Origin of the sequence: Streptomyces sp. NPDC091371, assembly GCF_040684275.1 — a bacterium.
Classification (GTDB): Bacteria; Actinomycetota; Actinomycetes; order Streptomycetales; family Streptomycetaceae; genus Streptomyces.
This window is the reverse complement of the sequence record NZ_JBFBFP010000041.1, coordinates 17,896-43,281: the sequence shown is the minus strand read 5'-3', so window position 1 is coordinate 43,281 and position 25,386 is coordinate 17,896. Positions and strand designations below refer to the sequence as shown.

At 73.3% G+C, this 25,386-nt stretch carries 28 protein-coding genes and 1 pseudogene; 19 read left to right on the top strand and 10 right to left on the bottom strand.

Annotated features, from left to right (window positions below; genetic code table 11):
* Positions 1 to 13 precede the first annotated feature (13 nt).
* Positions 14 to 1,552 carry an immunity 49 family protein gene (locus tag AB0O21_RS31705; protein ID WP_365176504.1) on the bottom strand — a complete coding sequence of 513 codons (1,539 nt, stop codon included), beginning with the start codon at positions 1,550 to 1,552 and terminating at the stop codon, positions 14 to 16.
* Between the two features lie 46 nt (positions 1,553 to 1,598).
* On the opposite strand from AB0O21_RS31705, the gene AB0O21_RS31700 reads away from it, so the two are divergent.
* Positions 1,599 to 1,940, top strand: coding sequence for a hypothetical protein (locus AB0O21_RS31700; protein ID WP_365176502.1), 342 nt, complete (start codon positions 1,599 to 1,601; stop codon positions 1,938 to 1,940).
* 57 nt (positions 1,941 to 1,997) lie between these two features.
* Here AB0O21_RS31700 and AB0O21_RS31695 read toward each other — a convergent pair whose 3' ends face one another.
* Positions 1,998 to 2,456 carry a hypothetical protein gene (locus AB0O21_RS31695; RefSeq protein ID WP_365176500.1) on the bottom strand — a complete coding sequence of 153 codons (459 nt, stop codon included), beginning with the start codon at positions 2,454 to 2,456 and terminating at the stop codon, positions 1,998 to 2,000.
* Positions 2,457 to 2,611: 155 nt separating this feature from the next.
* Here AB0O21_RS31695 and AB0O21_RS31690 point away from each other — a divergent pair, with 155 nt between their 5' ends.
* The 4 genes from AB0O21_RS31690 (at position 2,612) to AB0O21_RS31675 (ending at position 4,402) form a co-directional block, all read left to right on the top strand.
* Entirely contained in the window at positions 2,612 to 3,079 is a 468-nt protein-coding gene (locus tag AB0O21_RS31690) for a hypothetical protein (RefSeq protein WP_365176498.1), read from the top strand.
* Between the two features lie 51 nt (positions 3,080 to 3,130).
* Positions 3,131 to 3,748 carry a TOPRIM nucleotidyl transferase/hydrolase domain-containing protein gene (locus AB0O21_RS31685; protein WP_365176496.1) on the top strand — a complete coding sequence of 206 codons (618 nt, stop codon included), beginning with the start codon at positions 3,131 to 3,133 and terminating at the stop codon, positions 3,746 to 3,748.
* Between the two features lie 110 nt (positions 3,749 to 3,858).
* Complete coding sequence (locus AB0O21_RS31680; RefSeq protein WP_365176495.1) at positions 3,859 to 4,152, top strand: DUF6400 family protein; 294 nt, start codon at positions 3,859 to 3,861, stop codon at positions 4,150 to 4,152.
* Positions 4,139 to 4,402: a hypothetical protein gene (locus AB0O21_RS31675; protein ID WP_365176494.1), complete on the top strand. Its 264-nt coding sequence runs from the start codon at positions 4,139 to 4,141 to the stop codon at positions 4,400 to 4,402. Before AB0O21_RS31680 ends, AB0O21_RS31675 begins: the two co-directional genes overlap by 14 nt.
* On the opposite strand, the gene AB0O21_RS31670 is transcribed toward AB0O21_RS31675, so the two are convergent.
* The 6 genes and pseudogenes from AB0O21_RS31670 to AB0O21_RS31645 all read right to left on the bottom strand — a co-directional run.
* A complete protein-coding gene (locus AB0O21_RS31670; protein WP_365176493.1) occupies positions 4,399 to 5,049 on the bottom strand; it encodes a CatB-related O-acetyltransferase in 651 nt (216 codons plus the stop codon). The genes AB0O21_RS31675 and AB0O21_RS31670 overlap by 4 nt on opposite strands.
* Positions 5,050 to 5,145: 96 nt before the next feature.
* Entirely contained in the window at positions 5,146 to 7,206 is a 2,061-nt protein-coding gene (gene ligA / locus AB0O21_RS31665) for an NAD-dependent DNA ligase LigA (protein ID WP_365176492.1), read from the bottom strand.
* 54 nt (positions 7,207 to 7,260) lie between these two features.
* A complete protein-coding gene (locus AB0O21_RS31660; protein WP_365176491.1) occupies positions 7,261 to 8,187 on the bottom strand; it encodes an ABC transporter permease in 927 nt (308 codons plus the stop codon).
* Positions 8,184 to 9,074: an ABC transporter ATP-binding protein gene (locus AB0O21_RS31655; RefSeq protein ID WP_365176489.1), complete on the bottom strand. Its 891-nt coding sequence runs from the start codon at positions 9,072 to 9,074 to the stop codon at positions 8,184 to 8,186. Before AB0O21_RS31655 ends, AB0O21_RS31660 begins: the two co-directional genes overlap by 4 nt.
* A complete protein-coding gene (locus tag AB0O21_RS31650; protein WP_365176487.1) occupies positions 9,071 to 9,460 on the bottom strand; it encodes a GntR family transcriptional regulator in 390 nt (129 codons plus the stop codon). Before AB0O21_RS31650 ends, AB0O21_RS31655 begins: the two co-directional genes overlap by 4 nt.
* A 60-nt stretch (positions 9,461 to 9,520) precedes the next feature.
* Positions 9,521 to 9,847, bottom strand: a pseudogene (locus tag AB0O21_RS31645) (VOC family protein); the annotation flags it as partial.
* Positions 9,848 to 9,904: 57 nt separating this feature from the next.
* Between AB0O21_RS31645 and AB0O21_RS31640 the strand changes: the two are divergent.
* From AB0O21_RS31640 to AB0O21_RS31605, 8 genes are all read left to right on the top strand, one after another.
* Positions 9,905 to 10,312 (top strand): DUF3224 domain-containing protein, encoded by a 408-nt coding sequence (locus AB0O21_RS31640; protein ID WP_365176558.1) that lies wholly within the window; start codon positions 9,905 to 9,907, stop codon positions 10,310 to 10,312.
* 125 nt (positions 10,313 to 10,437) lie between these two features.
* The gene (locus AB0O21_RS31635; protein WP_365176485.1) at positions 10,438 to 11,202 is read left to right on the top strand and encodes a cupin domain-containing protein; all 765 of its coding nucleotides are present in this window, start codon (positions 10,438 to 10,440) and stop codon (positions 11,200 to 11,202) included.
* Positions 11,199 to 12,278: a hypothetical protein gene (locus tag AB0O21_RS31630; RefSeq protein WP_365176483.1), complete on the top strand. Its 1,080-nt coding sequence runs from the start codon at positions 11,199 to 11,201 to the stop codon at positions 12,276 to 12,278. The genes AB0O21_RS31635 and AB0O21_RS31630 overlap by 4 nt, the downstream gene beginning before the upstream one ends.
* On the top strand, positions 12,275 to 13,402 hold the full coding sequence (locus AB0O21_RS31625; protein ID WP_365176481.1) for a hypothetical protein: 1,128 nt from the start codon (positions 12,275 to 12,277) through the stop codon (positions 13,400 to 13,402). The genes AB0O21_RS31630 and AB0O21_RS31625 overlap by 4 nt, the downstream gene beginning before the upstream one ends.
* Positions 13,399 to 14,289 (top strand): hypothetical protein, encoded by an 891-nt coding sequence (locus AB0O21_RS31620; protein WP_365176479.1) that lies wholly within the window; start codon positions 13,399 to 13,401, stop codon positions 14,287 to 14,289. The genes AB0O21_RS31625 and AB0O21_RS31620 overlap by 4 nt, the downstream gene beginning before the upstream one ends.
* Before the next feature lie 43 nt (positions 14,290 to 14,332).
* Positions 14,333 to 14,872: a hypothetical protein gene (locus tag AB0O21_RS31615; protein WP_365176477.1), complete on the top strand. Its 540-nt coding sequence runs from the start codon at positions 14,333 to 14,335 to the stop codon at positions 14,870 to 14,872.
* Positions 14,873 to 14,982: 110 nt separating this feature from the next.
* The gene (locus AB0O21_RS31610) at positions 14,983 to 16,770 is read left to right on the top strand and encodes an asparagine synthase-related protein (protein ID WP_365176475.1); all 1,788 of its coding nucleotides are present in this window, start codon (positions 14,983 to 14,985) and stop codon (positions 16,768 to 16,770) included.
* Positions 16,771 to 16,809: 39 nt separating this feature from the next.
* A complete protein-coding gene (locus AB0O21_RS31605) occupies positions 16,810 to 18,198 on the top strand; it encodes an aldehyde dehydrogenase family protein (RefSeq protein ID WP_365176473.1) in 1,389 nt (462 codons plus the stop codon).
* 84 nt (positions 18,199 to 18,282) lie between these two features.
* On the opposite strand, the gene AB0O21_RS31600 is transcribed toward AB0O21_RS31605, so the two are convergent.
* Positions 18,283 to 18,699, bottom strand: a complete 417-nt coding sequence (locus AB0O21_RS31600) for a VOC family protein (RefSeq protein WP_365176471.1) — start codon at positions 18,697 to 18,699, stop codon at positions 18,283 to 18,285.
* Between the two features lie 217 nt (positions 18,700 to 18,916).
* On the opposite strand from AB0O21_RS31600, the gene AB0O21_RS31595 reads away from it, so the two are divergent.
* From AB0O21_RS31595 to polX, 6 genes are all read left to right on the top strand, one after another.
* The gene (locus tag AB0O21_RS31595) at positions 18,917 to 19,402 is read left to right on the top strand and encodes a VOC family protein (protein ID WP_365176469.1); all 486 of its coding nucleotides are present in this window, start codon (positions 18,917 to 18,919) and stop codon (positions 19,400 to 19,402) included.
* 280 nt (positions 19,403 to 19,682) lie between these two features.
* Entirely contained in the window at positions 19,683 to 20,075 is a 393-nt protein-coding gene (locus tag AB0O21_RS31590; RefSeq protein ID WP_365176467.1) for a hypothetical protein, read from the top strand.
* Entirely contained in the window at positions 20,035 to 20,856 is an 822-nt protein-coding gene (locus tag AB0O21_RS31585; RefSeq protein WP_365176465.1) for a methyltransferase domain-containing protein, read from the top strand. The genes AB0O21_RS31590 and AB0O21_RS31585 overlap by 41 nt, the downstream gene beginning before the upstream one ends.
* 75 nt (positions 20,857 to 20,931) lie before the next feature.
* A complete protein-coding gene (locus AB0O21_RS31580; protein WP_365176463.1) occupies positions 20,932 to 21,504 on the top strand; it encodes a M57 family metalloprotease in 573 nt (190 codons plus the stop codon).
* Positions 21,504 to 22,070, top strand: coding sequence for a hypothetical protein (locus tag AB0O21_RS31575; RefSeq protein ID WP_365176461.1), 567 nt, complete (start codon positions 21,504 to 21,506; stop codon positions 22,068 to 22,070). Before AB0O21_RS31580 ends, AB0O21_RS31575 begins: the two co-directional genes overlap by 1 nt.
* A 40-nt stretch (positions 22,071 to 22,110) precedes the next feature.
* Positions 22,111 to 23,826 carry a DNA polymerase/3'-5' exonuclease PolX gene (polX, locus tag AB0O21_RS31570; protein ID WP_365176459.1) on the top strand — a complete coding sequence of 572 codons (1,716 nt, stop codon included), beginning with the start codon at positions 22,111 to 22,113 and terminating at the stop codon, positions 23,824 to 23,826.
* A gap of 40 nt (positions 23,827 to 23,866) precedes the next feature.
* Here the strand turns inward: polX and AB0O21_RS31565 are convergent, their stop codons facing one another.
* Entirely contained in the window at positions 23,867 to 25,195 is a 1,329-nt protein-coding gene (locus AB0O21_RS31565; protein ID WP_365176457.1) for a phytase, read from the bottom strand.
* Between the last annotated feature and the right edge of the window lie 191 nt (positions 25,196 to 25,386).

The following is a 25,386-nucleotide window of genomic DNA, read 5'->3' as shown; positions in this document are numbered from 1 at the left end:
GGCCGGGCCGGTGTCAGGGGATCGTCTCGATCCGTTGGCGGTTGAGGAGGTACGTGGGCAGGTGCGGCTGCGCCGGGTCGACCGGGAAGCCCTGGTCGTGGGCGAGGCAGGCGATGGCGAGCGGGCCCAGGGCCACCCGGGCCCGCGGCGCCGCCGAACCGCCCCAGTAGCCGCCGTGCTCGGCGAGGGCCTCGGCGAGCTCCTTGCCGAAGGCCTCGTGGTCCCGCGCGACGAGGCGGTGGAAGATCGCGACCGGCTGGTAGTCGATCCGGTTCACGAAGTCGTCCGGCGCGTGGGTCAGGGCCTCGGGCATGGAGGTCTGCATCGTGGCCAGCAGCTTCTCCACGACCGTGTCCGTGGAGCCGTCGGAGAAGCAGCTCTGCAGGGTGTCGATCCAGTGCAGGACGTAGGTGTCGACGGAGTCGTCCTGTCGCAGCGTCTCCAGCGGGACCCCGCACAGCCGGGCGATCCGCTCGTGCTCGCGGCACACGACCGCGAGGTAGAGGGCGTCGAGCCAGGCCCGGGCGTCCGCGGGCGGGGCGGCGGGCGTGGCGGGCAGCTGTACGACGTGGTCCTCGCCCAGGTGACACTGCGTCGGCGGGGCTCCGGTGAACAGCGCGGAGCCGAGTTGCAGGGCGGTGGCCCACGCGTCCCAGGCGTCGATGCCCGACACGTCGGGATCGGTGGCGCAGTGGGCGTGGGCGAGGGCCAGGGCGGAGGCGAACGCGTCGCCGAGTCCCGACGGCTCCTGCGCGAGGCGGGCTATCGACTCGGCCGTGGTGCGGGTGAGCGCGGCGATGTCGGGGGCCCGGTCCGCGGCGCGGGTGGAGAGCCGGCCGGCGCGGTCGAGGCGGACCAGCCCCTTCATCAGGCCGAGCAGCTGCTGCGGCGGCCGCAGCGAGAACGTGAGCGTGTCCTCGTCGATGACCGTGAGCGAGGTCAGGGCGCCCCGGTGCCACCAGTAGACCCGCGGCGACAGGGACCCGGGGCCGTCCTCGTACGCGCCCAGGGCGTACGCGGCGAGGTCGTTGACGGCATCGGCCACCGAGCCGTCGGCGATCGGGTGGTAGGCCAGCAGGTGCCGGGTGGGGACGACGACGAGTGCGCCGGCAGCCGGGAGCGACTCGCCGGTGACCTGCCTCGCCAGCTCTGACAGGTACAGCGCCGTGCCGGCGACGAAGTGGGAGTCGCCGTAGACGGAGTGCAGCGTCGCCCGCCCCTCGAGGGGCACCTCCTCGTACGTGACGGGCATGCGCATCAGGTTCGCGTGCGCGGCCTGTGAGAGCTCCTGGAGCCCGGCGCGCGCCACGTCGCCGTCGGTGAGGATGCGTACGCTGGTGGGTCCGTCGAGGGCGTAGGCGAGGACGAGCCCGTCGGCCACGAGGCGCGCGTGCCGCAGGTTCCCGGCCATCTCCGGGGTGAACGACTCGACGGGCAGCAGCCGGGCAAGGGCCCCGCGCAGCAATTCCTCGGCGCTCTCGCCGCCGAGGCCGGCCCACTGCACGCGGGGGTCCGGAATGCCGGTGGATTCAGGGGAGTTGTCTCGATTCACCCCCTCCACTCTACGAGATGCGTGCGCGGACCTCTAGCCTGGCCGAGTGAACGACATCGAGCCTCCGCTGCTTGCGGACGTCTATCCCGCGCTGGTCTCGTTCCTGGATGCGGCGCTGGTCGAGGAGGGCGAGCCGGCGCTGGCACAGGCTGTACGGCGGTTGAGGTTCCACGGCTGGTGCGGATGCAGCCGGACCTGCAATTACCTTCGCACCGGTCCCGCGCTCCGTGCCGCCAACGCCTGGATCCATCTCGATGACGGGGAGACGCCTCGCGTGTGGCTTCAACTCGACCAGGACGACGCCTCGTTCGCGGGGATGGAGATCTGCGACTTCGAACTGGGTCCTGCGTCCGCGCTCGATCCGGATCGGCCTGGCACCGTGGGGTGACCGTGTTCACCGCCGTGCGGCTCGCGTCAGCCGGCCGATCCGTCGAAGGGACACCCGCTACGCGGACTCGCCGGTGAGGCAGGCGTGGCAGAGGCACCGGTCCGGGTGCGGACTGCGCGGCGCCGTCTCGGCGCGGTACTGACCCGCGTACCGCTCCAGCCTCGCGGAGACTTCCGTCGCGTAGTCCGCCGAGCTGAACCCCCGTGCGCGGCGTGCCTCGCTCAGCCGTTCCAAGACCCGCGGCGTGTGGACCAGCTTCGGACGGAAGCTGTGGAGGTGGCGCGTCGCCGTGTCGATGACGATCCACCGGCTGGTGTGCCGCTCACGTCCCACGACCGTGACCCGATCACCGCCCGGACCCCAGTACGCGTCGGCCACGTACACCTTCGCCCCGCCCTTGAAGCACTTCGTCCCGGGGCGCAGCTCCTGGCCGCCGGCTCCGCACCGACGCCAGGCCACGACGTTCGCGGCCACCAACCAGACCGGCTCCCGCTGCGGAGCATCCGACTCGGTCACTCGTCCCCCCTTCCGGCGCAGGCCCCGCCGGGTCCGCAGCGGTCATCGTAGGTCGAACTGCCGTGCATCCCCGGCCTGGTGGACATGTCGGCTTCCGGCGCGTTCTCGTCTCGCTCGTACTGTCCGGGCGCCGGCCCGTGTGGTGAGATGCGGGCATGGAGGCTGTGCTGGCCAGCTTGATCGCCGTATCGGGAACCCTGTTGGGTTCGATCATCACCCTCACCGTCCAGCGCCGGACGAGTGCACATGCGGAGGCGTTCGCGCACGCGCAGCAGCTCCGGCAGGAACGGCTGGCGACCTACAGCGCCTACGCGGGAGCGGTCACCGCGCTCAAGCAAGCGACCGTCGCCCTCTGGTTGCGGCTGCGGGAAGCCCCCGACGGCGCCGAGGCGCGACAGGCCTTCGCGGAGTGCGACCGATGTGGCGCCGCCGCGGAGAACGCCCTGTTCCACGTCCGCCTCCTCGCCGACGACTCCGCGCTCGCCTCTCTTGCCGCCGCGGCCTTCGACGCCACCGCTCCCCTCCGCACGGCATCCAGCGCAACCGAACTGTCCGATCGCGAGCAGGACGTGCAGGACGCCCTCGACGCCTTCATCACGGCGGCCGCCGCCCAGATCCAGTGATGCGGGGGAAATTCCGGTGCCGGGGCGCCGGTGGAGATGCAGACTCGCTCCATGGTCGACATGCAAGCGTTCAAGGATGAGATCGGCCGCCAGGCAGCCGGCGGCCCCGGCGGGCCGGCGGGCGACATGGCCGAGGAGCTGGGGGTGCGGACGGCGGTGCTGCTCGAAGGGGCCAGTGACCTCGCGGCCGTGGAGGCGCTGGCCGCGCGGCGTGGCCGGGACCTTGCCGCCGAGGGGGTGTGCGTGGTGTCGATGGGCGGGGCGATGAACATCGGCCGCTATGCCGGCCTCCTCGGGCCGCCCGGTATCGGCCTGCGCCTGGTGGGGCTGTGCGACGAGCGCGAGCAGCGCTACTTCGACAGCGGTCTGAAGCGGGCCCGGGCGCCGCACCAGGACGTCTTCGTGTGCGTCGCGGACCTGGAGGAGGAACTCATACGCGCGCTGGGCACGGAGCGGGTCGAGGAGATCATCGGCACCGAGGGCGACCTGCGGGCCTGGCAGACCTTCCTGCGTCAGCCCGCACACCACGGCCGGCCCCGGCAGCAGCAGCTGCGGCGCTTCCTCGGCACGAAGAAGGGCCGCAAGATCCGCTACGGCCACCTCCTCGTCGAGGCCCTCGACCACGCACGGGTACCGGCCCCCCTGGACGGGCTCCTCACGAGCCTGTGAGCGTGCCCGCGAGCCGAGCGCCGGGGCGGAGCGCGGCGCGGGGCGTCCGGTCTGTGACTCCGCCCACCCCCTCTTGACCTGGGAAGCAAGGGCTACCTAACTTCGATGCCATGGCCCCCCACGACCCCATCCCCTCCCCGGACGAGCCCGCCGCGTCCGGCGCGTCCGACCCGTCCGCGCTGGTCGACTTCGCGGTGGACCTCACCTCCCAGGAGGTGCTCCGGCGCGCGCAGGTGATGGAAGCCCTCGGCCCGGACTGGGATCCCCTCGAGGTGCTCCTCGGCGAGGAGGCCGCGTACGACCTGCTGTACTCCGGGCTCGACGCCCAGCAGCAGCGCGTGTACGACGACCTGGTCGCGGCCGGTGTGCTGCCCGCGAGGGGAGACGGCCGTGCTGCCGCTTGACCCGCAGGCCGACCCCGGGCGCCGTGCCTGGGTGGCCTGCCCGAAGTGCGACGACGCCCAGGGCTGCGACCCCTGCGAACAGCGGCGGACCTGTTCCAGCCACTGGCGCTACCTGCTGACCAACACCGGCAGCCTGCTCCACCTCCAGTGCCCCGCGTGCACGCACGTCTGGGTGCACGAGAGCGGCTTCGGGGCCACGCGCTCCGTGTGGAACCGCGTCGCCGGCGCTCTGCCCCGCTTCTCGGCCTAGTCGGAGGGCGCGGGGGCGGCGGCCTGGAGGGCCTCGACGCTGCCGGACATGATCGTGCGCACGTGCCGGGTGAGGTGCGGGAGCGGCCAGTCCCACCAGGCGAGCTCCAGTAGGCGGGCGATGTCGGCATCGCCGTGGCGGCGGCGGATAACCCTGGCCGGGTTGCCTCCCACGACGGCGTAGTCGGGCACGTCGTCGACGACCACCGACCCGGACGCGATGACCGCTCCGTGGCCGATGCGGACGCCGGGCATCACCAAGGAGCGGCACCCGAACCAAACGTCGTTGCCGACGACGGTGTCCCCCCGGCCCGGCAGGCCGGTGATCAGGTCGAAGTGGTCGGCCCACGCGCCACCCATGATCGGGAACGGGTACGTGGAAGGACCGTCCATCCGGTGGTTGGCACCGTTCATGATGAACCGCACCCCTTCACCCAGCGCACAGAACTTCCCGATCACGAGCTTCTCGGGACCGTAGTGGTACAGCACGTTCCGGGTCTCGAACGCCGTCGGGTCGTCCGGATCGTCGTAGTACGAGAACTCGCCGACCTCGATCAGCGGCGAGGTGATCAACGGCCGCAGCAGGACCACACGCGGGTGATCGGGCATCGGATGAACCGCGGTCGGGTCGGGAAGGGCTGCTGGCATCACGCATCGGCTCCTCGCGCATCGGCTTCTCGTGCATTCCGGGCGAATCGCTGTCGATGATCGCAAATATCCTCGGATCGCTGGACGACACCGCCGTCAGCCGATGTGGTCGGTGACGAGTTCGGCGAACGCCTCCGGCGTGAGGACCGTGACGCCCAGCTCCGCGGCCTTGACGGCCTTGGAGCTCGGCTTTCCGCTCGCGGACGGCGCACAGACCAGGTAGGTCGTCTTGGAGTTGACGCTGCTGCCCGCCTTGCCGCCGGCCTTCTCGATCAGCGCGTTCATCCCGGAACGTCCCAGGCTCTCCAGCGGGCCGCTCATCTTGCCGGTGACGACGACGGTCGCGTTCGCCAGCGGGCCGCCGCCGGTCGCCTCGGGCGCCTTCGGCTCCTCCATGTTGACCCCGGCCGCGGCCAGTTTGCCGATGACCGGGGCCAGGAGGGCGACCTGCTCCACGATGACCGGGGCCTTCTCCTCGCCGATGCCTTCGACCTCCTGCATCAGCGTGGCGTCGGCCTGCCGGATCGCGTCCATGGTGCCGAAGTGCGCGGCGATGCGGCGGGACATGCTGCGCCCGGTGCCGAGGACGCCGAGGGCGCAGAAGACGCGGCTGAGCGGGCGGGACTTGGCGGCCGCGATCTGCTCGGCGAGCTTCGCTCCGCGCTTGGCGCTGCCGGAGGCCTCGGTGAGCTGCTCCTCGGTGAGGGTGAACAGGTCGGCGACGTCGGTGACGGCACCGGCCTCGATCAGTGCGTTGACGTACGTCTTGCCCAGGCCGTCGATGTCGAGCATGTCCCGGCCGGCGGCGTACTCGATCAGCGCGGGCAGGGCGCAGCCGCTTCCCTTCGCGCAGCGCCACCGTTCCTGGCTCTTGTCGATCTCCCCTGCGCAGTTGGGGCAGGCGGTGGGCAGCGGGACCTCCCGCGCGGTGTCCGGGCGCAGTGCGATGACGGCGGCCTGGACGCGCGGAATGATGTCGCCCGCCTTGTAGACCGTCACGGTGTCGCCGAGGTGGAGGTCGCGGCGGCGGATGTCGGCCGGGTTGTGGAGGGTCGCCCGGGTGACCGTGGAGCCGTCTATGTCGACCGGTTCGAGAATGGCGGTCGGGGCGAGGACTCCGGTGCGGCCGACCTCCCAGACCACGTCCGCCAGGACGGTCTGGCGCTCGACGGCAGGGAGTTTGAAGGCGATCGCCCAGTACGGGAACCTGCTGCCGAGCCCGGCCGCGGTCTGCTCCCCCGCGTCGTTCGCCTTGATCACGACGCCGTCGATGCCGAACGGCAGGCCGGGGCGGAGCGCGGCGATCTCGTCGACCTTCCGCTGGGCTTCTTCTAGGGTTTCGACCACGTGCAGGCCGGCGGGCGTGTCGGCCGTGGTCCGTACTCCCGACTCGGCGACGGCGGCCATGACTTCGGCGTGCGTGGCCCCGGGGGACGCGAAGGGGACGCCGTCGAGCTCGACCGCTGCGTACGCCCAGAACGTCATCATGAGCCGGTAGGGGCGGTCCTTCGCGCGCAGGGTGCCGGCCGTGCCGTTGCGGGGGTTGGCGAAGGCCTGCGCGCCGTGTGCGGTGCGGATCTCGTTCGCGGTCTCGAACTGCTGCCGGGTGAAGAGGACTTCGCCGCGCACCTCGAACGTGGCCGGTACGGGGAGCTGCTCGGGCAGGCCCTCGACCGTGCCCATGACGTGGCTGACGTCCTCGCCATGGGTGCCGTCGCCTCGGGTGACGATCTGCTCCAGCCGCCCGCCCCGGTAGCGGGCGGCGACGGCCGCGCCGTCCATCTTCGGCTCGACGGTGAACCCGCCGGCGGGCGCGTGGCCCAGGCGGCGCTGGAGCGAGGCTCCCCAGGCGACGAGGCCGGCCGGGTCGAAGACGTTGTCCAGGCTGAGCAGTCGCGTGGTGTGCGCGACGTCCCCCGCCGGGGCGGCTCCGTCCGCGACCAGGCCCGTCGGGGAATCCGCCGCGGTCTCGTCCGGGTGGGCCTGCTCCCAGGCCAGCACGGCGATCCGGAGCCGGTCGTATCCGGCGTCGTCGAGCGGGCTGTCGCCCTCGCCGTAGTAGGCCCGGGAGGCCTCGCGCAGGCGGGCGAGGGCGGCCTCGTACTCTTCGCGGCCGGACATGGCGGACAGCGCCTCTTCGGCGTGGATGCTCTTCATGGGGATCATCCTCGCCGAGGGGTCTGACAACGGGCCCCGACTCCGTCGGCGTGCTCAGCGGTGCCGGGCGCCCACGATCCGGAACGCGGCGTAGAGCGCGGCAGCGGCCAGGGCCAGCACGAGGGAGGTCTCGATGAGCTGCGTCGGCCAGTGGTGCGAGACCGGGTGGTACTCCAGGTACCAGGAGGTGACGTTCATGTCGGCGGGGCAGACGCCCAGGTTCCCGGTCCGTTCGATGCAGGCGTATTCGGGAAGCCGCTCGCCCGAGGCGGTGATGAGGCCCGTGTCCATCAGCAGGGCGGAGTGGGGCATCAGCGAGGCGGTGTTCCCGGGGAAGGGCATGGTGGCGACGACCGGGGAGAGGAAGGACCACCGCAGGGCGCCGAGGACCAGCAGCGTCAGCCCGGTGAGGAAGCCGGTGACCGCCATGGCCACGAGGGTGCGCCGGACCAGCTGGCCGACGAGGACGCCGAGGGCCACGCCGAGCAGGCAGTACGCGGCGAGCACCGGGCCGGCGGCCTCGTACGGTCCGCGGTCGGCCCAGTGGAGCTGCCAGGTGCCGGACACCTCGGCCCAGCCGAGGCGGTAGACGCCGGCGAGGGCCGCCGAGCCGAGCACCGTGACCACCGCGGCCACGAGGACCTTCGCACCGAGCCAGGCCTTCGGGGTGGACGACTGGGTGAGGGCGAGCCGCCAGGTGCCGCTCTCCAGCTCACGGGCGGTCAGCGGGCCGGCCACGAAGGCCCCGACCAGCATCGGCAGGAACAGCAGGCCCGTACCCGCGTACTCCATGGAGAGCCGCAGCACGCTGTATCCGCGGTTCGGGAACGGGGTCGGGACGGAGTAGGGGTCGGCCGCCCACGCGCGCAGGGCGATCACGGCGGCGAGGCCGGCCACCGCGATGGCGGGCAGCGCCCACAGCGCGCGCCGGTGCTGGCGGACCGTAAGCCAGTACGGGCCCTTCAAGGTGAGCGTGCTCATGCGCGCACCACCCCCGCGCCGGCGAGGGAGTCGGGAGCGGTGAACGACGGGGCGTCGGGGGAACGCAGATGGGCGAGCAAGAGCTCCTCCAGGGAGGGGTGCGAGGTCTGCCAGGTCGCGCTGTCGACGGGGCCGCGCAGCCGCACGAGCGCGGTGAGCTGACGGCCCGTCGTACGGGTCTCGACGACGGTGTGCGCGGCGAGTTCGGCGGAGGCGGAGGCGGGGCCGGTGAGCAGCCGGTGGGCCGCGCCGACCTCGTCGACGGGGCCGGAGAGGCGGACCCGGCCGCCGTCGACGAGCAGGAGGTGGTCGCAGGCGCCCTCCAGCTCGGTGAGGATGTGCGAGGACATCACCACCGAGGTGCCGTTGTCGGCGGCGTCGGCCATCAGGGTGCCCATGAGCTGGTGCCGGGCGAGCGGGTCGAGGTCGGCCATCGGCTCGTCCAGGAGGAGCAGGCCGGGGCGCTTGCCGAGGGCCAGGGCGAGGGCGACCCGGGTGCGCTGGCCGCCGGAGAGCGTACGGACCTTGGCGTGCGGGTCGAGTCCCCCGCCGTCGACGATGCGCTGCGCCGTCTGCGCGTCCCAGCGGCCCGGGTTGAGCTCGGCGCCCATGCGCAGGGTCTCGCCGATGGTGAGCTGCGGGTAGAGGGGCTTGTCCTGGCCCACGTACGCCAGTTCCTCGCGCGGCACCGAGCGGAGGGTGCCCTCCGTGGGGAGGGCGAGCCCTGCGGCGACGGCCAACAGGCTCGACTTTCCGGCCCCGTTGGGGCCGACGAGTGCGCACACCCGGCCTTCGGGCAGCTGGAAGGAGCAGTCGCGCAGTGCCCAGCCTCCCCGGCGTCCGTAGCGCAGGCCGAGGCCTTCCGCCTCGATCACGGTTTGCGTCATGCGGTGCCGTCCTCCTTGAAGTGTTGTTCCAGTACGGATGTGAAGAGCGCTGCCACGTCGTCCCGCTCCAGCCCGGATTCCCGGGCCCGGAGGGCCCAGTCGGCGAGCTCGTCGCGCAGCGGGGAGTCGGCCGGGGCGCTGCCCAGGGACTTCCGGATGAAGGTGCCCAGGCCCCGCTTCGCCTCGACGAGCCCTTCGCGTTCCAGCTCGCGGTAGGCCTTGAGGACGGTGTTCGGGTTGATGGCGGTGGCTTCCACGACCTCGCGTGCCGTCGGCAGTTTGTCGCCGGGCTCCAACAGGCCCAGGCGCAGGGCCTGTTTGGTCTGCTGGACGATCTGGAGGTACGTGGCGATGCCGCTGCGCCGGTCGATCCGGTATTCCAGCACGCCAACACCACCCTTTCACTAGGTAAGTAGTGAAAGGGTGGTGCAGAGGTGGGGCTCCTGTCAACTTCCCTCGGGCACCGCCTGGTTCGGATCAATCGTTCCGGCCCCGACGAGGCAGAACGGATGCCCGGCCGGATCGGTGAGCACCCGCCACCGTTCGTTCGGCTGGTGATCCGGCCTGCCCGCGCCCAGTTCGAGCAGCCGGGCCTCGGCCTCCGCCACGTCCTCGACCTCGAAGCAGAGGTGGAGCTGCTGCGGAACGGCCTGGTCCGGCCACGTCGGAGCCCGGTGGCCGTCGACCCGTTGGAAACCGATGAACAGTCCGTCCCCACGGGTGAGCCCCGCGAACTCGGCGTCGGACTTGGGGTGGGGTTCAAAGCCGGTGGCCGCGGGTCGTGGGCCGGGGCGGCGGCGATTGTCAGACCCCCTCGGTACCGTCGGCGTATGAGAGCTACGGCAACATTCACCGTCACCGCATTCGTCCCGACCGATCTGAAGCCCGAGCCGGCCGTGCCCACCGGGCTGCCCGTGGGGGTCGCGACGATGGAGAAGCAGTTCGCGGGAGAGGTCGCGGGTCGCTCGGCGACCCTGTTCACCTCCGCGTTCGACCAGTCGACCGGCGTCGGCACCTATGTGGCCATGGAGTCGTTCGAGGGCTCGGTGCAGGGACGGGAGGGTTCCTTCAACTTCGTGCACTCCGCGACGACTTCCGGCACCGACCGCTCGGCGGAGTTCTTCACGATCTTGCCTTCGAGCGGCACCGGCGAGCTGGCCGGGATCTCCGGTGCCGGCGGAATGGCCGTCGACGCCGACGGCACGCATCGCATCTGGTTCGACTACCGGGTCGGCTGAACCCGGCCGTCATCTGCCGGTTGTCCTGAGTACGTCCCGAGTCCTCCCGCTCGTGGCGATCAGGGCCTTACGATGCCCGTGCGAGGCGCGATGGAGCGCACTGCATGGCGTCAGGGGGAGGCGCGATGGCCGCACGACCGTACGACCGCACGTCCGGACCGCGCGAGTTGTCCGAGGAGCCGCTGGAGCGCGCAGGACGCGGACTGCCGGGCGGGGTGGAGCTGTACCGGCTCCAGCCGGACGGCGGCATCGTGCTGGCGGACCGGGAGGGGGCCCGGGAGCTCGGGCCGGAGCGGGACTTCCTGCGGTTCATCGACGACGGGCAGTTCGCGCACTACCTCGTGGGCGACGCCGGCACCTCGCCGGAGCGGCCGTCCAACGCCACCGTGAAGCTCGGGGTGGTGGGCCCGCGCAGTGCCTTCACCCCGCACGCGCACGGCGGCGAGCACTTCGTCCTCAGCCTCGGCCACGCCGCCTGCGGGCTCTACGACCCGGACCGGGGCCGCGTCACCGAGGTCCGGCTCGCTCCCGGCATGCTGATCCGCATCCCGGAGATGATGCCGCACTCCTTCGCGAACCGCGGCGACGTCCCGCTCACCATCCTCGCCGCCAACACGGGATACGGCATCGACCACGAGGACTACGCGATCACCGCGGCGGAAGCCGAGCACCGGGCCGAGGCCGGGGCCGCCCCCACCGCCGGGCCGTCCGGCCCCTCGCGGCTCGCCTCCCCGGTGGCCGTCGCCACCACCGACTACCGGGTCCTCGCCGCCGCGCTGCGCGACATCGAGCGCGCCCAGCGGGTCCACGGCATCCCCGGAACCACCGTGCGCGAGCGGCTGGCCGCACGCCTGCGCCGTGTGGCGGCCGCACTGGAGGTGCCCCGGTGATCTGCCCGCACTGCGAACGCAACCTGCTCCGCAAGGAGCGCCCTGGCAACGTCTGCAGGCACTGCCAGCGCGAATACGCACTGGACCCCAAAACCAACCAGCTGGGCCTCAACGACCTCCGGGTACGACGGATCGCCACCGGGCTGACCGACGACGGCCGGATCCGCATCGCCCCGGACCAGTTGTGGTACGCGCTGTCGCGCAAGCCGATCAGGGACCGCAAGCCCGATCCCGGCTGCGCGGGCGCCGCCATCGTCGGCGCCGTGATCTCCGGTCTGCTGGCCGGCTTCGGCGAGCTGCCGTTCATGAGGTACGCCTGCGGAGCCCTGCTGGCACTCGGGTTCGGCATCCTGATCGTCCAGTCGATGGGGCTCAACAAGGGCTTCGCGCCCATGTCCCGCTCGGCCTTCCGCGACGCGGTGCTCCTCCCGTGGGAGCGGGTGTACCGGGCCCTGCCGCCCGGCGTGATCGACGAAGCCGGCGAACCCTGGCCCGAGCGGGCGGCCGACGCTCCGCCGCCGAACGCGGTGCTCGTCTGCCCCGATCCCTCCGTCGCCGCCTTCCTCACCGCCGACGGACTGCCCGAGCGCCACGGCATCGCCCTGGTGCAGGGCCCCGAGCACGTACGGTCGTCCCTGCTGGCCGCGCTGCCGCCGCACGGCCCGGTCCTGGTGCTCCGCGACGCCGACGCGCGCGGCGAGCTGCTGGTGCGGCACCTCCGGGCGAGCCTCCCCGGCCGCCCGGTGGTCGACGCGGGTGTGTCGCTGCGTACGGTCCGGGCCCTGCCGAAGGCGGTGCCGTACCGCGATCCCCTGCACAAGCCGGCCCCGGAGGAGATACAACGGCTCACCGCCCTCGGCGAGTTCACCGAGGAGGAGCTGAAGTGGCTGGCGCGGGGCTGGCGGTTCCCACTCGTCGGCATCCCCCCGGCCCGGCTGCTCGCCGTGGTGGACCGGCTCGCCGAACAGGCCGCCCGCAGGGGCGACGCCGAACGGGGCAAGGCCGCCGAGACCGGCTTCATGACCTGGCCCGGGGCTGCGCCCGGGGACGGCCCGGAACCGGCGGGTGCGCCATGATCTGCCCGAACTGCTCGACCTCGCTGAAGCGCACGGAGCGCACCGGCCAGGTGTGCTCCCACTGCCACCGCCGCTTCGCCCTGGACCCCAAGGTGCACGGCCAGGGCATGCACGACCTGCGGATCCGCCGCTGCGCGGAGTCCCTCACCGACGGCGGCCGGCTCACGGTGACCCTCACCCAGCTCTGGTACCGCGCCCGTACGCAGAGCCGGGCCTGGCAGGCGCGCGAGGCGCGCGGGGTCCCTCCCTGGATCCGCCGGCTCGTGACGCTGCCGGTGAGCGCCGGGCTCCTCGTGTATTGGGCCCTCAACAGCGGAATCCCCGCCGACCTGGCCGTGATCGCCGCCGTCGCCGTCCTCATCGCGGCGCCCAAGCTCTTCCCGTACCAGAGCGCACTCACCGCGGGCTCGTACCTCAGTCCCCCCGAGGAGCGGTTCCGGCAGCTGATGACCGGCGAGTGGCAGAGTGCGTACGGGGCCCTGCCCGCGGGCGTCGTGAACGACGTGCGGCACACCCCCCGGCCCGCCCGGGCCGAGCCGTCCCGGGCCGAGCCGTCCCGGCCGAGGGCCGTGATCCTGTGCACCGACCGCGCCGTAGCGGTGTTCCTCCGGGCCAACGACATCCCGCTGCGCCTGCGAGCCGTGCTGGTGGAGGCGAAACCGGGGGCCGCTCACGAATCCCTCGTCGACGTACCGGACAGGCTGCCACTGGTGGTCCTGCACGACGCGAGCGCGCTGGGCGCCCTGCTGGCACCGCTCCTGCGCATCGCCCACCCGGACCGGGCCGTCATCGACGCGGGACTCCCGGTCCCCGCGGCCCGGCGCCGCAAGGGCGCCGTCCACCGCGTCACGCCCGTCCGGGGCGTGGACCCCGCGGAACTGCGGGCCGTGGCGGGCCTCTCCGAGGACGACGCCGCCTGGCTGGCCGAGGGGTTCTGGAGCCCGATCGCGGCCGTGCACCCGCCGCTGCTCGCCGGCGTCGTCGAGAAGGCGGTGGAACGGGCGGTGGCCGAGGGCGCCGCGCGTGCCGGATCCGCCCCGGTGTACGGGTTCTTGACCTGGCCGGACGCGGACGGTGCGGCAGACGAGGACACCTCCCGGAAGAAGGGCACGACCACCGCGTGAGCACCCGTACGAAACTGTCCCGTTCCCGCTCGGCCCGCCCGGGGACCCCCGCGTCCGGCGGCCGGCTGCTCGACCTGGCGATCGGCGCGGCCATCGCCCGCGCGGCCGACCCCGGCGGGCTGCGGTTCACCGAGCGCCAGCTCTACTACGAGACCTGCCGGGTCCTCAGCCCTGCCGCCCCGCTCCTGCGCCGGATCCCCGGCTCGCCACCGCCCGCGCTGCGCCTGCCCGCGTTCACCCGCGCCCTGGACGCGCGGGGCCGGGAGGGCGTGCCGGGCCTGCTGCCGGCCGCGGCCGCCCCGGCGGATCCCGCGCGGTCCCGGCCGCCGTCCGAACCCGACCTGTACGACTACGGGCTGCCCCGGCTGCTGCTGTGCCAGGACCGCTCGATCGCCGCCATGCTGCTCGCCAACCACGTCCACCTGGAGGCGGCCTGCCCCGTCCTCGCCGTGCCCGACGCGCTGCCGCCCCGGCTCCTCGCGGCCCTGGAGCGGGCGGACGGCGCCACGGTGCACGTCCTGCACGACGCGAGCCCCGAAGGCGTGACGCTCCCGGCTCGGGTACGGGCCGCGCTCGGGCCCGTACCCGGAGTGCGGGTCAGCTCCCTGGGGCTCGTCCCGCGGCACGCCGCCGCGCTGCGGCTGCCTTCCGGGCGCGGCCCGGCGCCCGCCCCGGCGGCGGGCTCCGACTGGCCGGCGGCGCTGCGGCCCCGCGAGGCCGCGTGGCTGGCACGGGGCCGGTTCGCCGAGGTGGCCGCCGTACCGCCGGCCAGGCTCGTACGGACGGTACTGCGGCTGACGCGGGGGCCGCGGCCGCCCCGCGACTCCGTGTGGGGCGAGCTGAGCGGTCTGCGCACCGCCGGCTTCATGACCTGGCCCGCCGCGTGAACGGCCCCCGTGACCCCTTCCAGACACCAGAGGTACGCAGACGATGATCCGGCCCCAAGAGATCGGCTACACGGACGAACTGCTCGCCGACGGCACGGTCCACCGCAGGTACGACGACGGCCTGGAGGAGTGGCGCAGCCGCACCGCCGGCCGCCCCCACCTGGTGCGCTGGCACGACAACCGGGGCGCCTCGGGCACCGATGAGCTGCTCGGCGACCGCGTCATCAAACGCACCCTCGCCGACGGCACCGCCACCTACGCGCGGGACATCGGCTACGGCCGCACCGTGTGGCCGCGCGGCGAGCGGGTCACCGTCAACCGGAGCTCCTTCGGGGGCCGGATGGGAGTGCTCCTCGCCGGACTGGGGGTGGCGTCCCTCGCCATCACGGCCGCGCACCTGCCGCCGCTGGACATGACCCTGGCGGAGGAAGAGGCCCTGCGCCGCCAGCAGAGCCAGGCCTCGTCCTCCGGGGGCGACGGCGGGGGCGGGGACGCCGGGGCCGACACGGACTCCGGCGACGACAGCTGGGACGCGGGCTGGGACGGCGACGAGGACCCCTGGAGCGACGACGACTTCGGCTGAGCCGCGGCCCGCGGCCCGCGACGCAAAGCACGGAGCACGGAGCACGGAGCACGGAGCAGTAGGCAAGCAGTACGCGAGCAGTACTCCAGCACCAAGGAAAGGAGCCAGCCGTGGCACGCTTCTCCGCCTGCCTGGCCGACAGCACCGGGCAGGCCCTGGCCCACCTCGCGGCGATGGGCGCCCCGGCACGGGGACCCGTCCCGGCGGACGTCCCGGGCGCCGGGCTGGCCCTCATCGCCGGCGAACCCGGCCGGGCCACCGGCCCGTTCACCGCGCTCGGGCGCACCGCGGTCGGCGAGGTCACCCTCCACAACCGCCCCGAACTGCTGGCCGCGCTCAGAGCCGGGGCGGCCGCTGCGCCACCCCCGCCCGACTGCTCCGACGGCGAACTCCTCCTGCACTGCTGGGCGCTGCTCGGCGAGGCCGGAGTCGCGCGCGCCGAGGGGATGTTCGCGCTGGCCGTGCTCGACGGCCCCGACCTGGTCCTGATCCGCGACCACGTCGGCGCCCGCACCCTCTACTACGCGCGGGCCGGCGGCGCCTGGGCCGCCTCGTCGTCCCTGCGGGCGCTGCGTCGCTGGCCGGCGCTCGGCACGTCCGTGAACCTGTCGGCGGTCCGCTCCTTCCTCACCTTCGCATACCTGCCCGGCGAAGAGACCCTGCTCACCGGAGTCCGCGAGGTGCTGCCCGGCCGGGTCCTGCGCCTCGCCCTGGACGGCCGGGTCACCGAGACGGTCCACTGGGAGCCCCGGGAACACGTCGCGGACCCCGCCCCCGCAGACCCCACCGGGCATGTCCTGGCCCTGCGCGCCCTGTTGGAGCAGGCCACGGCGGCCCGGCTGCCCGTGGCGGAGCCCGCCGCGGTGCTGCTCTCCGGCGGCATCGACAGCTCCCTCGTCACCGCCCTGGCGGCGAAGCTCCACTCCCACCCCGTCCACACGTACTCGATCAGCTTCGGCGACGACCTCCCCAACGAGCTGGGCTACTCCGGCCTGGTGGCCTCCCACTGCCACACCCGGCACCGGATCCTGAACGTGTCGGGAGAGGCCGTGGCGGCGCGGCTGGCCGAGGCCGCCGCGCTGCTGGACAGCCCCGTGGGGGACCCGCTGACGGTGCCGAACCTGATGCTGGCCGAGGCCGTGGCCGCGGACGGGGCCTCGGTGGTCCTCAACGGCGAGGGCGGCGACCCCGTCTTCGGCGGGCCCAAGAACCTCCCGATGCTGGTCCAGGAGATGCACCGGACTCCGGGCGCGCCCTGGGACGAGGACCGGGCGACCGCGTACCTGCGCTCGTACCGCAAGTGCTGGACGGACCTCCCGGTCCTGCTGACGGCGCCGGTGCTCGACGCCCTGCGGGACGCCCCGCGGCTGGAGCGGCACGTGGAGCCGTACCTGCTCGCGGAGGCCGAGGGCGGCGGCCCGCACGCCATGGAGCACCTCCTCAACCGGCTCCTCCACTGCAACCTGCGGACCAAGGGGGCGCACCACATCCTCACGAAGGTGGAACGCCTCACCTCCTCCCAGGGCGTGGAGGGCCGCTCCCCGCTCTTCGACCGGTCGGTCGTCGACCACGCCTTCGCCACCCCGCCGTCGTACAAACTGCGCGGCACGGCCGAGAAGTGGATCCTGAAGGAGGCCGTGCGGGACCTGCTGCCGGGCACGGTCGTCGACCGGCCGAAGAGCGGGATGCGGGTCCCCGTCCAGCAGTGGCTGACCGGTCCGCTGCGCGACCTCGGCCACGAACTCCTCCTCGGCCGCCGCTCCCGGCAGCGGGGCCTGTTCCGCCCGGAGACCATCCGTACCTGGCTGAAGGGCGAGGGAGCGCTGCTGCCCCGCCAGGGCGGCAAGCTGTGGCTGGTGCTGACGCTGGAGCTGTGGCTGAGGTCGTACGACGTATGAGTTCCGAGCAAACCCCCGATCCGCGAAAGGCGTCCGCCCTTGTCCGAGCTGACCGAGCTGACCGAGCCGACCGAGCCGACCGAGCCGACCGAGCTGAGCGACCCCCGCACCGGGCGGACGCGCCGTAGTGCCCCCCTCTCCCGGGAGCGCGAGGTGGCGGCCGCCGTGGCGACGGCCCGCGCCGCCCTCCCCGGCTGGAGCGCCCTGACGCCGAAGGAGCGGGGCCGTCGCCTCGACCGCCTCGCGGCTCTCGTCGAGGACCGGGCGGAGCAGTACGCGGCCCGCGAGCAGGCCGGTACGGGCAAGCCCGGGTCGGAGACGGCGGGCGAACTTGAGCAGGTGGCCGACCTGTTCCGGTTCTACGCGACGGCCGCGCGCACCCGGACCGCCCCGGCCTCGGGGCACCTGGTGACGGGCCACGAGAGCTGGGTCCGCTGGGAGCCGGTCGGCGTGGTCGGGGTGATCGTGCCGTGGAACTACCCGCTCCTGATGGCCGCCTGGCGCTGCGCGCCGGCCCTCGCGGCGGGGAACACGGTGGTGGCCAAGCCCGCCGAGACGACCCCCGACAGCCTGGAGCTGCTCGCGGAGCACGCGGCGCGGGTGCTGGGCGAGGGCGTCCTCACGTGCCTCCCGGGCGACCGGCGCACCGGCCGGCTGCTCGTGGAGTCGGCGGTGGACATGGTCGCGTTCACCGGCAGCGGCCGGGCCGGAGCCGATGTGGCGGCCCGGGCGGGGACCCGCCGCGTCAGCCTGGAACTGGGCGGCAACGCTCCGGCGATCGTCCTCCCGGACTCCCCCGCCGACACGTACGCCGCCCTCGCGGAGGCCGCCACGTACAACGCGGGCCAGAGTTGCGCGGCTCCGGCCCGGGTGATCACCCTCGCGGAGAACTACGAGGCCACCGTCGCCGGGCTGGCGGCGGCACTGCGTTCGCGGCTGGCCGGCCGGGACTTCGGGCCGCTGAACAATCCGGACCAGGCGGCCCGCTACGACCGCCTCGTCGCCTCCTCCGCCGCCAAGCGGAACCTCGCGGCCGACATCGCCCCCGGAGCCGACGGGGAGCGGGGCCACTGGCGTCCGGCACGCCTGCTGGCGGACCTCCCCGACGACGATCCGGCGGTCACCGAGGAGGTGTTCGGGCCCCTCCTGACCGTCCAGCAGGCGCAGGGCCCGGAGGCGGCCCTGGCCCTGGCGAACGGCGTCCCGCAGGCACTCGGGGCGAGCGTGTGGACGACGGACCTGGCCACGGGTCTCGACCTGGTCGCCCGCCTGAACGCGGGCGAGGCATGGCTCAACTGCCATCTGGTGCAGACGGCCGAACTCCCGCACGGGGGCCGCGGGAGCTCCGGCCACGGCACGGACCTGAGCGTTCTGGCACTGCACGAGTACCAGCGGCCGAAGACGGTGACCGTACGGGTGCCCCGGTAGCGCCGGCCGGCCTGCCGTGCCTGCGGGAGGTCGCGGCGGACGCGCGTCGACGGCCCACGGGGCCGCCGACGCGTCAACGGCGCGTCAGCGCTGCTGTTCGCTGACGTTGACCATCCACGTGATGCCGAACTTGTCCGTGCACATGCCGAACACGTCGCCCCACATCTGCTTCTCCAGGGGGACGGACACCGTGCCGCCGCCGGACAGCTTGTCCCAGTAGCCGCGCAGTTCGGCCGCGTCGTCGCCGCTCAGGCTCACCGCGATGTTGTTCCCGGGATTGTGCTCCGTGCCGGGCGGGTTGTCGGCGCCCATCAGCGTGAATCCGCTGGTGGTCTCCAGCATGCCGTGCATGATCTTGTCGGTGTATCCGGGGGGCGCCTCGGAGCCGAAGTCGCCGTAGGTGTGGACGGCCAGGTCGCCGCCGAAGACCTCCTTGTAGAACGCCATGGCTTGCTTGGCGTCACCCGCGAAGCTGATGTACGGATTGAGACGAGAGGCCACGTTTACTCCCTTCGTGACGAATGGTCGGTTCGGCCGCAGCCTACGCGCCCGGGGGCCGCGGGCCGGACGACCTGGCGGGCGTGGTGCCCGCGGCCCTTCGGGGCATCCCGTGCCCTGCCACCGCGCGGCGCCCGCGCGCGTGCCGCGGGCGAGGGCTATCTGTGGTCGCAGACGGCGGTCGGCGGTGACCGCCCCGGTCCGGAAAGGCGGGAGCCCGGTGACTGTCCAGCCCGTTCCCGAGGGATATCCGCGCGTCACGCCGTACCTCTGCGTCGACGGGGCCTCGGCCGCGATCGACTTCTACGTCTCCGTGCTCGGCGCGCGCGAACGGATGAGGATGGCCGCGCCCGACGGCAGGATCGGCCACGCCGAGCTGGAGCTCGGCAAGTCGGTCATCATGCTCGCGGACGAGTTCCCGGACATCGGGTTCCGCTCGCCGAAGGCCGTGGGCGGCACGCCCATCACCCTTCACGTGTACGTCGAGGACGTCGACGCGGTCTTCGCCGAGGCCATCGCCCGGGGCGCCACCGAGGTGTCGCCGGTCAAGGACGAGTTCTACGGCGACCGCACGGGCCAGTTCGAGGACCCGTTCGGCCACCGCTGGAACGTCGCCACGCACATCGAGGACGTCCCGCCGGACGAGATGGCGAAGCGGTCGGAGGAAGCCATGCGGTCCATGGACTCCGCGCCGGACGGCGGGTGAGAGGAGCAGCCCGCGGTGCGGGGCCGGGGAGCGGCGTGCGCCTGCCCGTGCGCCGGGCCGAGGTGATCCGCCGGTGCGACGCCGACCGGCAGGGCGTGCTCGACCGGCGGGCCGTGGACCGGCTGATGACCGACGCGCACACCGAGCTGCAGCGGCTCAGCGAGGAGCTGCGCATCGGGGAGCGGCTCGTCCACCTGCTCGGGCCGCTGTACGAGCCGCGGGGGCTGGCCAACCCGTTCTGCCCCACCCTGCGGCCGGTCATCGGGCCCCGGCCGTTGGCGTGGCCGTGGCGCTCGGCGCGCTGGGGCTGGTGGACTCGGCGTTCAGCGGGTTCCGCGCCTACGCCGGGCGCGATGCCCGGATCCGCAAGCGCCGCGCCGTCGTACGGGCCTCCCTGCGCGGCCTGGCGGTGGGCGGCGCCCTGCTGGCCGCCGCCGACCGCGACCGCGCGTACGCGTCCCTCACCGAGGGCGGCATCGGCTACCTGCTGCCCCTCGCCTGTTACGCGCTCGCGGTGCTGCTCTCCCCCGCCGCGTACCTCGTGCTGCCGTTCCGGGCCGGCACCCTGGCCATGGTGGCGGGCACCGGCCGTACGACATGTGGCATCCGCCCCCGCTTGCCACAATGGCCACATGGCCGGTACAGGGCCCCCGGAAGAGGGCCGTTACGGTGAGCGCGTCTTCCGCCCCGGGGACCGGGGCGAGGACGACCGTATCGACCTCGGGGCCCTCACTTACGACGACACCACCATGGCCCGGCTGCGGCAGCTGGGGGTGGGGCCCGGCTGGACCTGCCTGGAGGTGGGTGCGGGGACGGGCACGGTGGCGCGGCGGCTGCTCGGCGAGGCGGGGGTGGAGCGGGTCCTCGCGGTGGACCGTGACGTACGGTTCCTCGCGGCGCACCCCGTACCGGGGCTCAGCACGCTCCAGGCGGACATCACCGCCGAGGGCTTCTCCCCCGGGCTCTTCCGGCTGGTCCACGCCCGGTTCGTGCTCATGCACCTGCCCTCCCCGCAGCGGCTGGTCTCCCGGCTCGCCGGTCTGCTCGCCCCCGGCGGGGTCCTGGTCGTCAGCGACGCGGTCGACCTGACCACGGACTCGGCGCCCGTGACCCCGTACACCCAGGCCATCGCGGCCATGTGGCAGGGGCTGCGCGACAGCATCGGGACCGACGTCTCCCAGGTGCCCCGGCGCCCCGATCAGTTGCGGGCGGCCGGGCTGGAACCGGTGGCCGCGGAGATCCACGTACCGCCGCTCCTGCCGGGGAGCGCGATCAGCCGCTTCTGGGCCGACACCTGGGACCGGGCCCGCACGGCCATGGTGGCGACGGGGCTGGTCGACGACGCCCGACTCGACGAGGCCGTGCGCTACCTGGACTCCCCCGGGTGCACCGGACTGTCGCCCGGGATGCTCACGGCCTGGGGGTGGAAGCCGGAGAGCGCCCCTTCCCCGTGAATCCGGCCACCCGTGCGGGTGAGTTGACCCGGCAGGTGGTCGAGCCGGCGGCGGGCGGGGCGGTATCACGGGGCCGTGAGCAACAGTCTTCGCTGCGGCCTCGCCCTGGTGGCCGCGGTCGTGCTGGTCGCGCCGCCTCCGGCGGCCGCCGCCGCCGTGAACCCCGCCCCCTGCATCGCCAGGAGCGGGAGCGACGCGACGGAGACCCGTGAGGACTCCTCGGTCGACGAGGGCGAGATCCGGTGGACGGAGTCGACGAAGTACGACGACGCGTTCCAGTGGGCGATCAAGCGCTGGCAGTACGCGGGAGCGAGAATCAAGATCGTGGCGGACTCCGCCACGACGGTCAACGACCTGGAGTTCGTGGACTATTCGAACGCCGCCGATGCGGCCGCCGGCAACTGGCAGCGGCGACCGCAGATCGGGGCGACCGACTACATCCGGTTCAACAAGGCGAAGATGGACGGCTACGACACCGCGACGAGGCGCCAGGTCGCCACGCACGAGCTGGGACACGCGCTCGGCCTGTGCCACAAGAGCAACGGCGGCTCCGGCTACGTGCGTTCGATCATGTGGACCGAAGCGCACTCGCTCTTCGCGGAACCGCAGGACGTCGACAAGGCCAATTACCGAAAGCTGTGGGGCTGATGCGCGCAGGGGTTTGGACGGTTGCCGGGCTGGCCGTGGCGGGGGGGATCACGGCGGGCGGCTGGTACGCGGCCGCCGGAACGGGCGAAGTCACGGTGTCGGCCGTCTGCGACAGCGGCACGGACTGGTCCACGGACGCCGGCGTCGCCTCGGCGGCGCGGGGCATCGCGGTCGTGGAGGCCGTACGGAACGTCCGCCACCAGGACGACGAGTCGACGCAGCCCGGCGCTTTCCTCGTCACCGACGTGAAGGTGCTCGGCACGGTGAAGGGGCGGTTCCCCGCGTCCCTGGCGCTCACCCAGAGCGTGCTCAAGGGCAGCGGCCCCGGTCATTACGTGTCGCGGGAGCCCGGGCGGAACGCGGTCCTGGAGCCGGGGCGGCAGTACGTCGTGGCCGTCCGGTTCGGGTCGACGATGGGCGAGCCGGGCACGGAGGCGTGGGTGTCGTACGCCCAGCCCGTACGGCGCGGCGTCGAGGGCGAGATCGCGTACTGGAAGCAGACGGTGGCGCAGGCCCCCGAGGCGGCCGCCCTCGCGGTGTGCGACGACGTGCGTACGGTCGGCTGACCCGCTCGCCGCGTCCGGGACGCGGGGGCACCCTGAACGTATGGGCCGGGCCAATGACGAGGTCGAGGCGCTCCTGCAGGAGTACGCCGACCTGATCGCGATCAGCGGCGGGGACGCCTTCAAGGTGCGTGCCTACGAGAAGGCGGCCCGCTCCATCGGCGGCAGTCCGCTGGACGTCGCGAAGCTGGACGCGAAGGGGCTGAAGGAGATCCCCAACGTCGGCGCGTCGATCGCCGAGAAGGTACTGGACTACCTGCGCACCGGGCACGTCCCGGCGATCGACGAGGTCAGGGCGGCGGTTCCGGCGGGGGTGCGGGAACTGACCCGGATCCCCGGGCTCGGGCCGAAGCGGGCCATGCTGCTGCACGAGCGGCTCGGGGTGGGCACGGTGGACCAGCTGCTCGACGCGGTCCACGCGGAGCGGCTGCGCGACCTGCGCGGCTTCGGGGAGAAGATCGAGGAGAACATCCTCGCCGGCATCGCGCTGATGCAGAAGGCGGGCAGCCGGATCCTGATCAGCGCCGCCACCGAGATCGCCGAGCGGATCACCGGCGAGCTGTCGTCGGTGCCCGGCGTCGTCCGGTGCGCGTACGCCGGGTCGCTGCGGCGGATGCGGGAGACCATCGGCGACATCGACGTACTGGTGGCGTCGGAGCGGCCGGCGCCGGTGATGGAGGCGCTCGTCGGACTGCCGTCCACGGCCGAGGTCTTGGCGCACGGGCCGAAGAAGACCTCCGTCCGGACGACGAAGGGCCTCCAGGTGGACCTGCGGGTGCTGCCGCCGGCGTCCTGGGGCGCGGGCATGCAGTACTTCACCGGGTCGAAGGCGCACAACGTACGCACCAGGGAGCTCGCGGTGCGCCACGGGCTCAAGCTGTCCGAGTACGGGCTGTTCGACGCCGAGAGCGGCGAGCTGCGGGCGGGCGGGACGGAGGAGGAGGTCTACGCCCGGCTCGGCCTGCCGTGGATCGCGCCGCCGCTGCGCGAGGACCGCGGGGAGATCGCGGCCGGGCTGCGCGGCGAGCTGCCGGAACTGCTGGCGGAGGGCGATCTGCGGGGCGACCTGCACACCCACACCGACCTGACCGACGGGCTGGCTCCGCTGGAGGAGATGGTGGCGGCCGCGGCCGCGCGCGGGTACGCGTACTACGCGGTCACCGATCACGCACCGAACCTGTACATGCAGCGGATGACCGACGAGAAGATCCTGGCCCAGCGGGAGCGGGTGCGCGCGCTGGACCGGACCCACCACGGGATGCGGCTGCTGCACGGCACGGAGCTCAACATCGGGCCCGACGGCGAGCTGGACTGGCCGGACGAGTTCCTGGCCGGCTTCGACCTGTGCGTGGCCTCGGTGCATTCGCACTTCGGGCTGGACCGGCGGGCCCAGACCCGTCGTCTGGTGCGGGCCTGCGAGAACCCGTACGTACACGTCATCGGCCACCCCACCACGCGGCGGATCGGCCGCCGGCCGGGCATCGAGGCCGATTTCGACGAGGTGTTCCGGGCGTGCGCACGGACCGGGACCGCCCTGGAGGTCAACTCCCATCCGGAGCGGCTCGACCTGTGCGACGAGGACGTCCTGCGGGCGAAACGGTTCGGGGTGCGTTTCGCGGTGGATTCCGACGCCCACTCCCCCACCCACCTGCCGTACGTGCGCTACGGGGTGGGCACCGCCCAGCGGGGCTGGCTGACGAAGGACGAGGTCATCAACGCGTGGCCGCTGACCCGGCTGCGCCGGTTCCTGCGGCCCTGAGCTCCTGCGTTCCTGACCTCGTCCGGCCGGCCCCCGGGGATCAGTCGTCGATGCGGCTCATCACCTTGCCGAGGTCGACGAACTTGAAGTTGGTGGCGGTGCGCTCGCCGTCGTGCGGGGCGTCGTGGCCGTCCTGGACGACGAGGAGGCCGTGCGGGAACTTGGGGCCGAGGGGCTGGTTCAGGGCGGCGGCGCCGTCGCACTCCTCGGAGCCGTCGATCTCGCGGGAGCGGGCCGTGATCCGCAGACCCGCCTCGTACTCGTTGCCGTCCTCGAGTTCGCGGTCGTAGAAGGCGAAGGTGTTGTCGCCCTGGCTGGAGGCCATCAGGTAGCCGTCGCCGTCGGGCTCGGTGATCAGGGTCAGCCCTTCGACGTCGGCCGAGAGGCGGCGGCCGCCGTAGCCCGGGTCGGCGCCGGCCACGCACTCCTCGGTCTGCTCGTCGTAGGTGGCCGGTACGCCGTACTCCCGGACCTTGTCGACGAGTTGGGGGCGGCCGCCGAGGTCGGCGCGGACCCGCCAGATGCCGACGTCCTCCTGACCCGCGTACAGCGTGCCGGTGGCCGGGTCGACGACCATGCCCTCGATCTGGGGGCGTTCGCCCGGCTCGGCGCAGGGGGTCCAGGAGGCGCCGTTCGGCATGCGGAAGGAGGCCGGCAGGTCCAGGCTGCGGATCTTCCGGTATCCGACGGTGCCGCCGGGGGTGGCGACGAGTTCGAGCAGGGCGACGGTCGTCTCGTGGCGGCGGCTGACCAGCGCGTACGAGCGTCCGGTTGCGGGGTCGGTCCAGGTGGCCAGGCCGTAGGCGGTGCGCTGGTCGTTGATCTCGGCCTGGTCCGCGGAGAAGACCGGGCTTGCGGCGGGGTCGGTGATGTCGGTGAGCGGGCGGTCGGGCCGGTTCCGGTCGATCCGGTACACGCGCAGGCGGTCGTTGCCCCGGTCCGTGACGACCGCGATGTCCGCGGGACCTGCGGTCAGGGGCATGCCGTGGACGAGGTCGACGTTGTTGAACCGGCCGGGCGCGTCGTCCGGGCCCGGGCCGGCGGGTGCGGGCAGGGCCTGGACCTGGGCCGCGTCGAGGTCGTAGACCCGCAGGCCGCCCTCCTTGGCGGTGGCGATGACCAGGCTGCGGGCGGGATCGGCGGCGTTGCGCCAGATCGCGGGGTCGTCGGCGTTGGCGTTGCCGCCCTCCTCGTCGTCGAAGAGCGGTGCGGTTTCGGCGACGGGCGTCACGGCGGGCAGCGAGCCGGCGGCGGCCGGACGGGGGGAGGGGGCGGCGTGGGCCGGCGCGGTGACGCCGGAGGCCAGCAGCAGCGCGGTCGCGCCCAGGGCGAGGGTGGCCGCCGGGCGGGTCTGACGTGGCAGGGTCACGAAAAGGACTCCAATGTCAGGTGCATGATGAGAGATTGGTCGCCGCTGAGCGTCGGGCCGCCGGATGGCCGCGGCCTGTTGGCCGGGCGGCCGCCGGGTGTGCTCACGGTGAACTCGGGCCCGCGGGTGCCGTGCCGGGCCGCGGCAGTGCGAGAGGTGACTGGACCACCCGCGGCACGGTACTAAGTGCT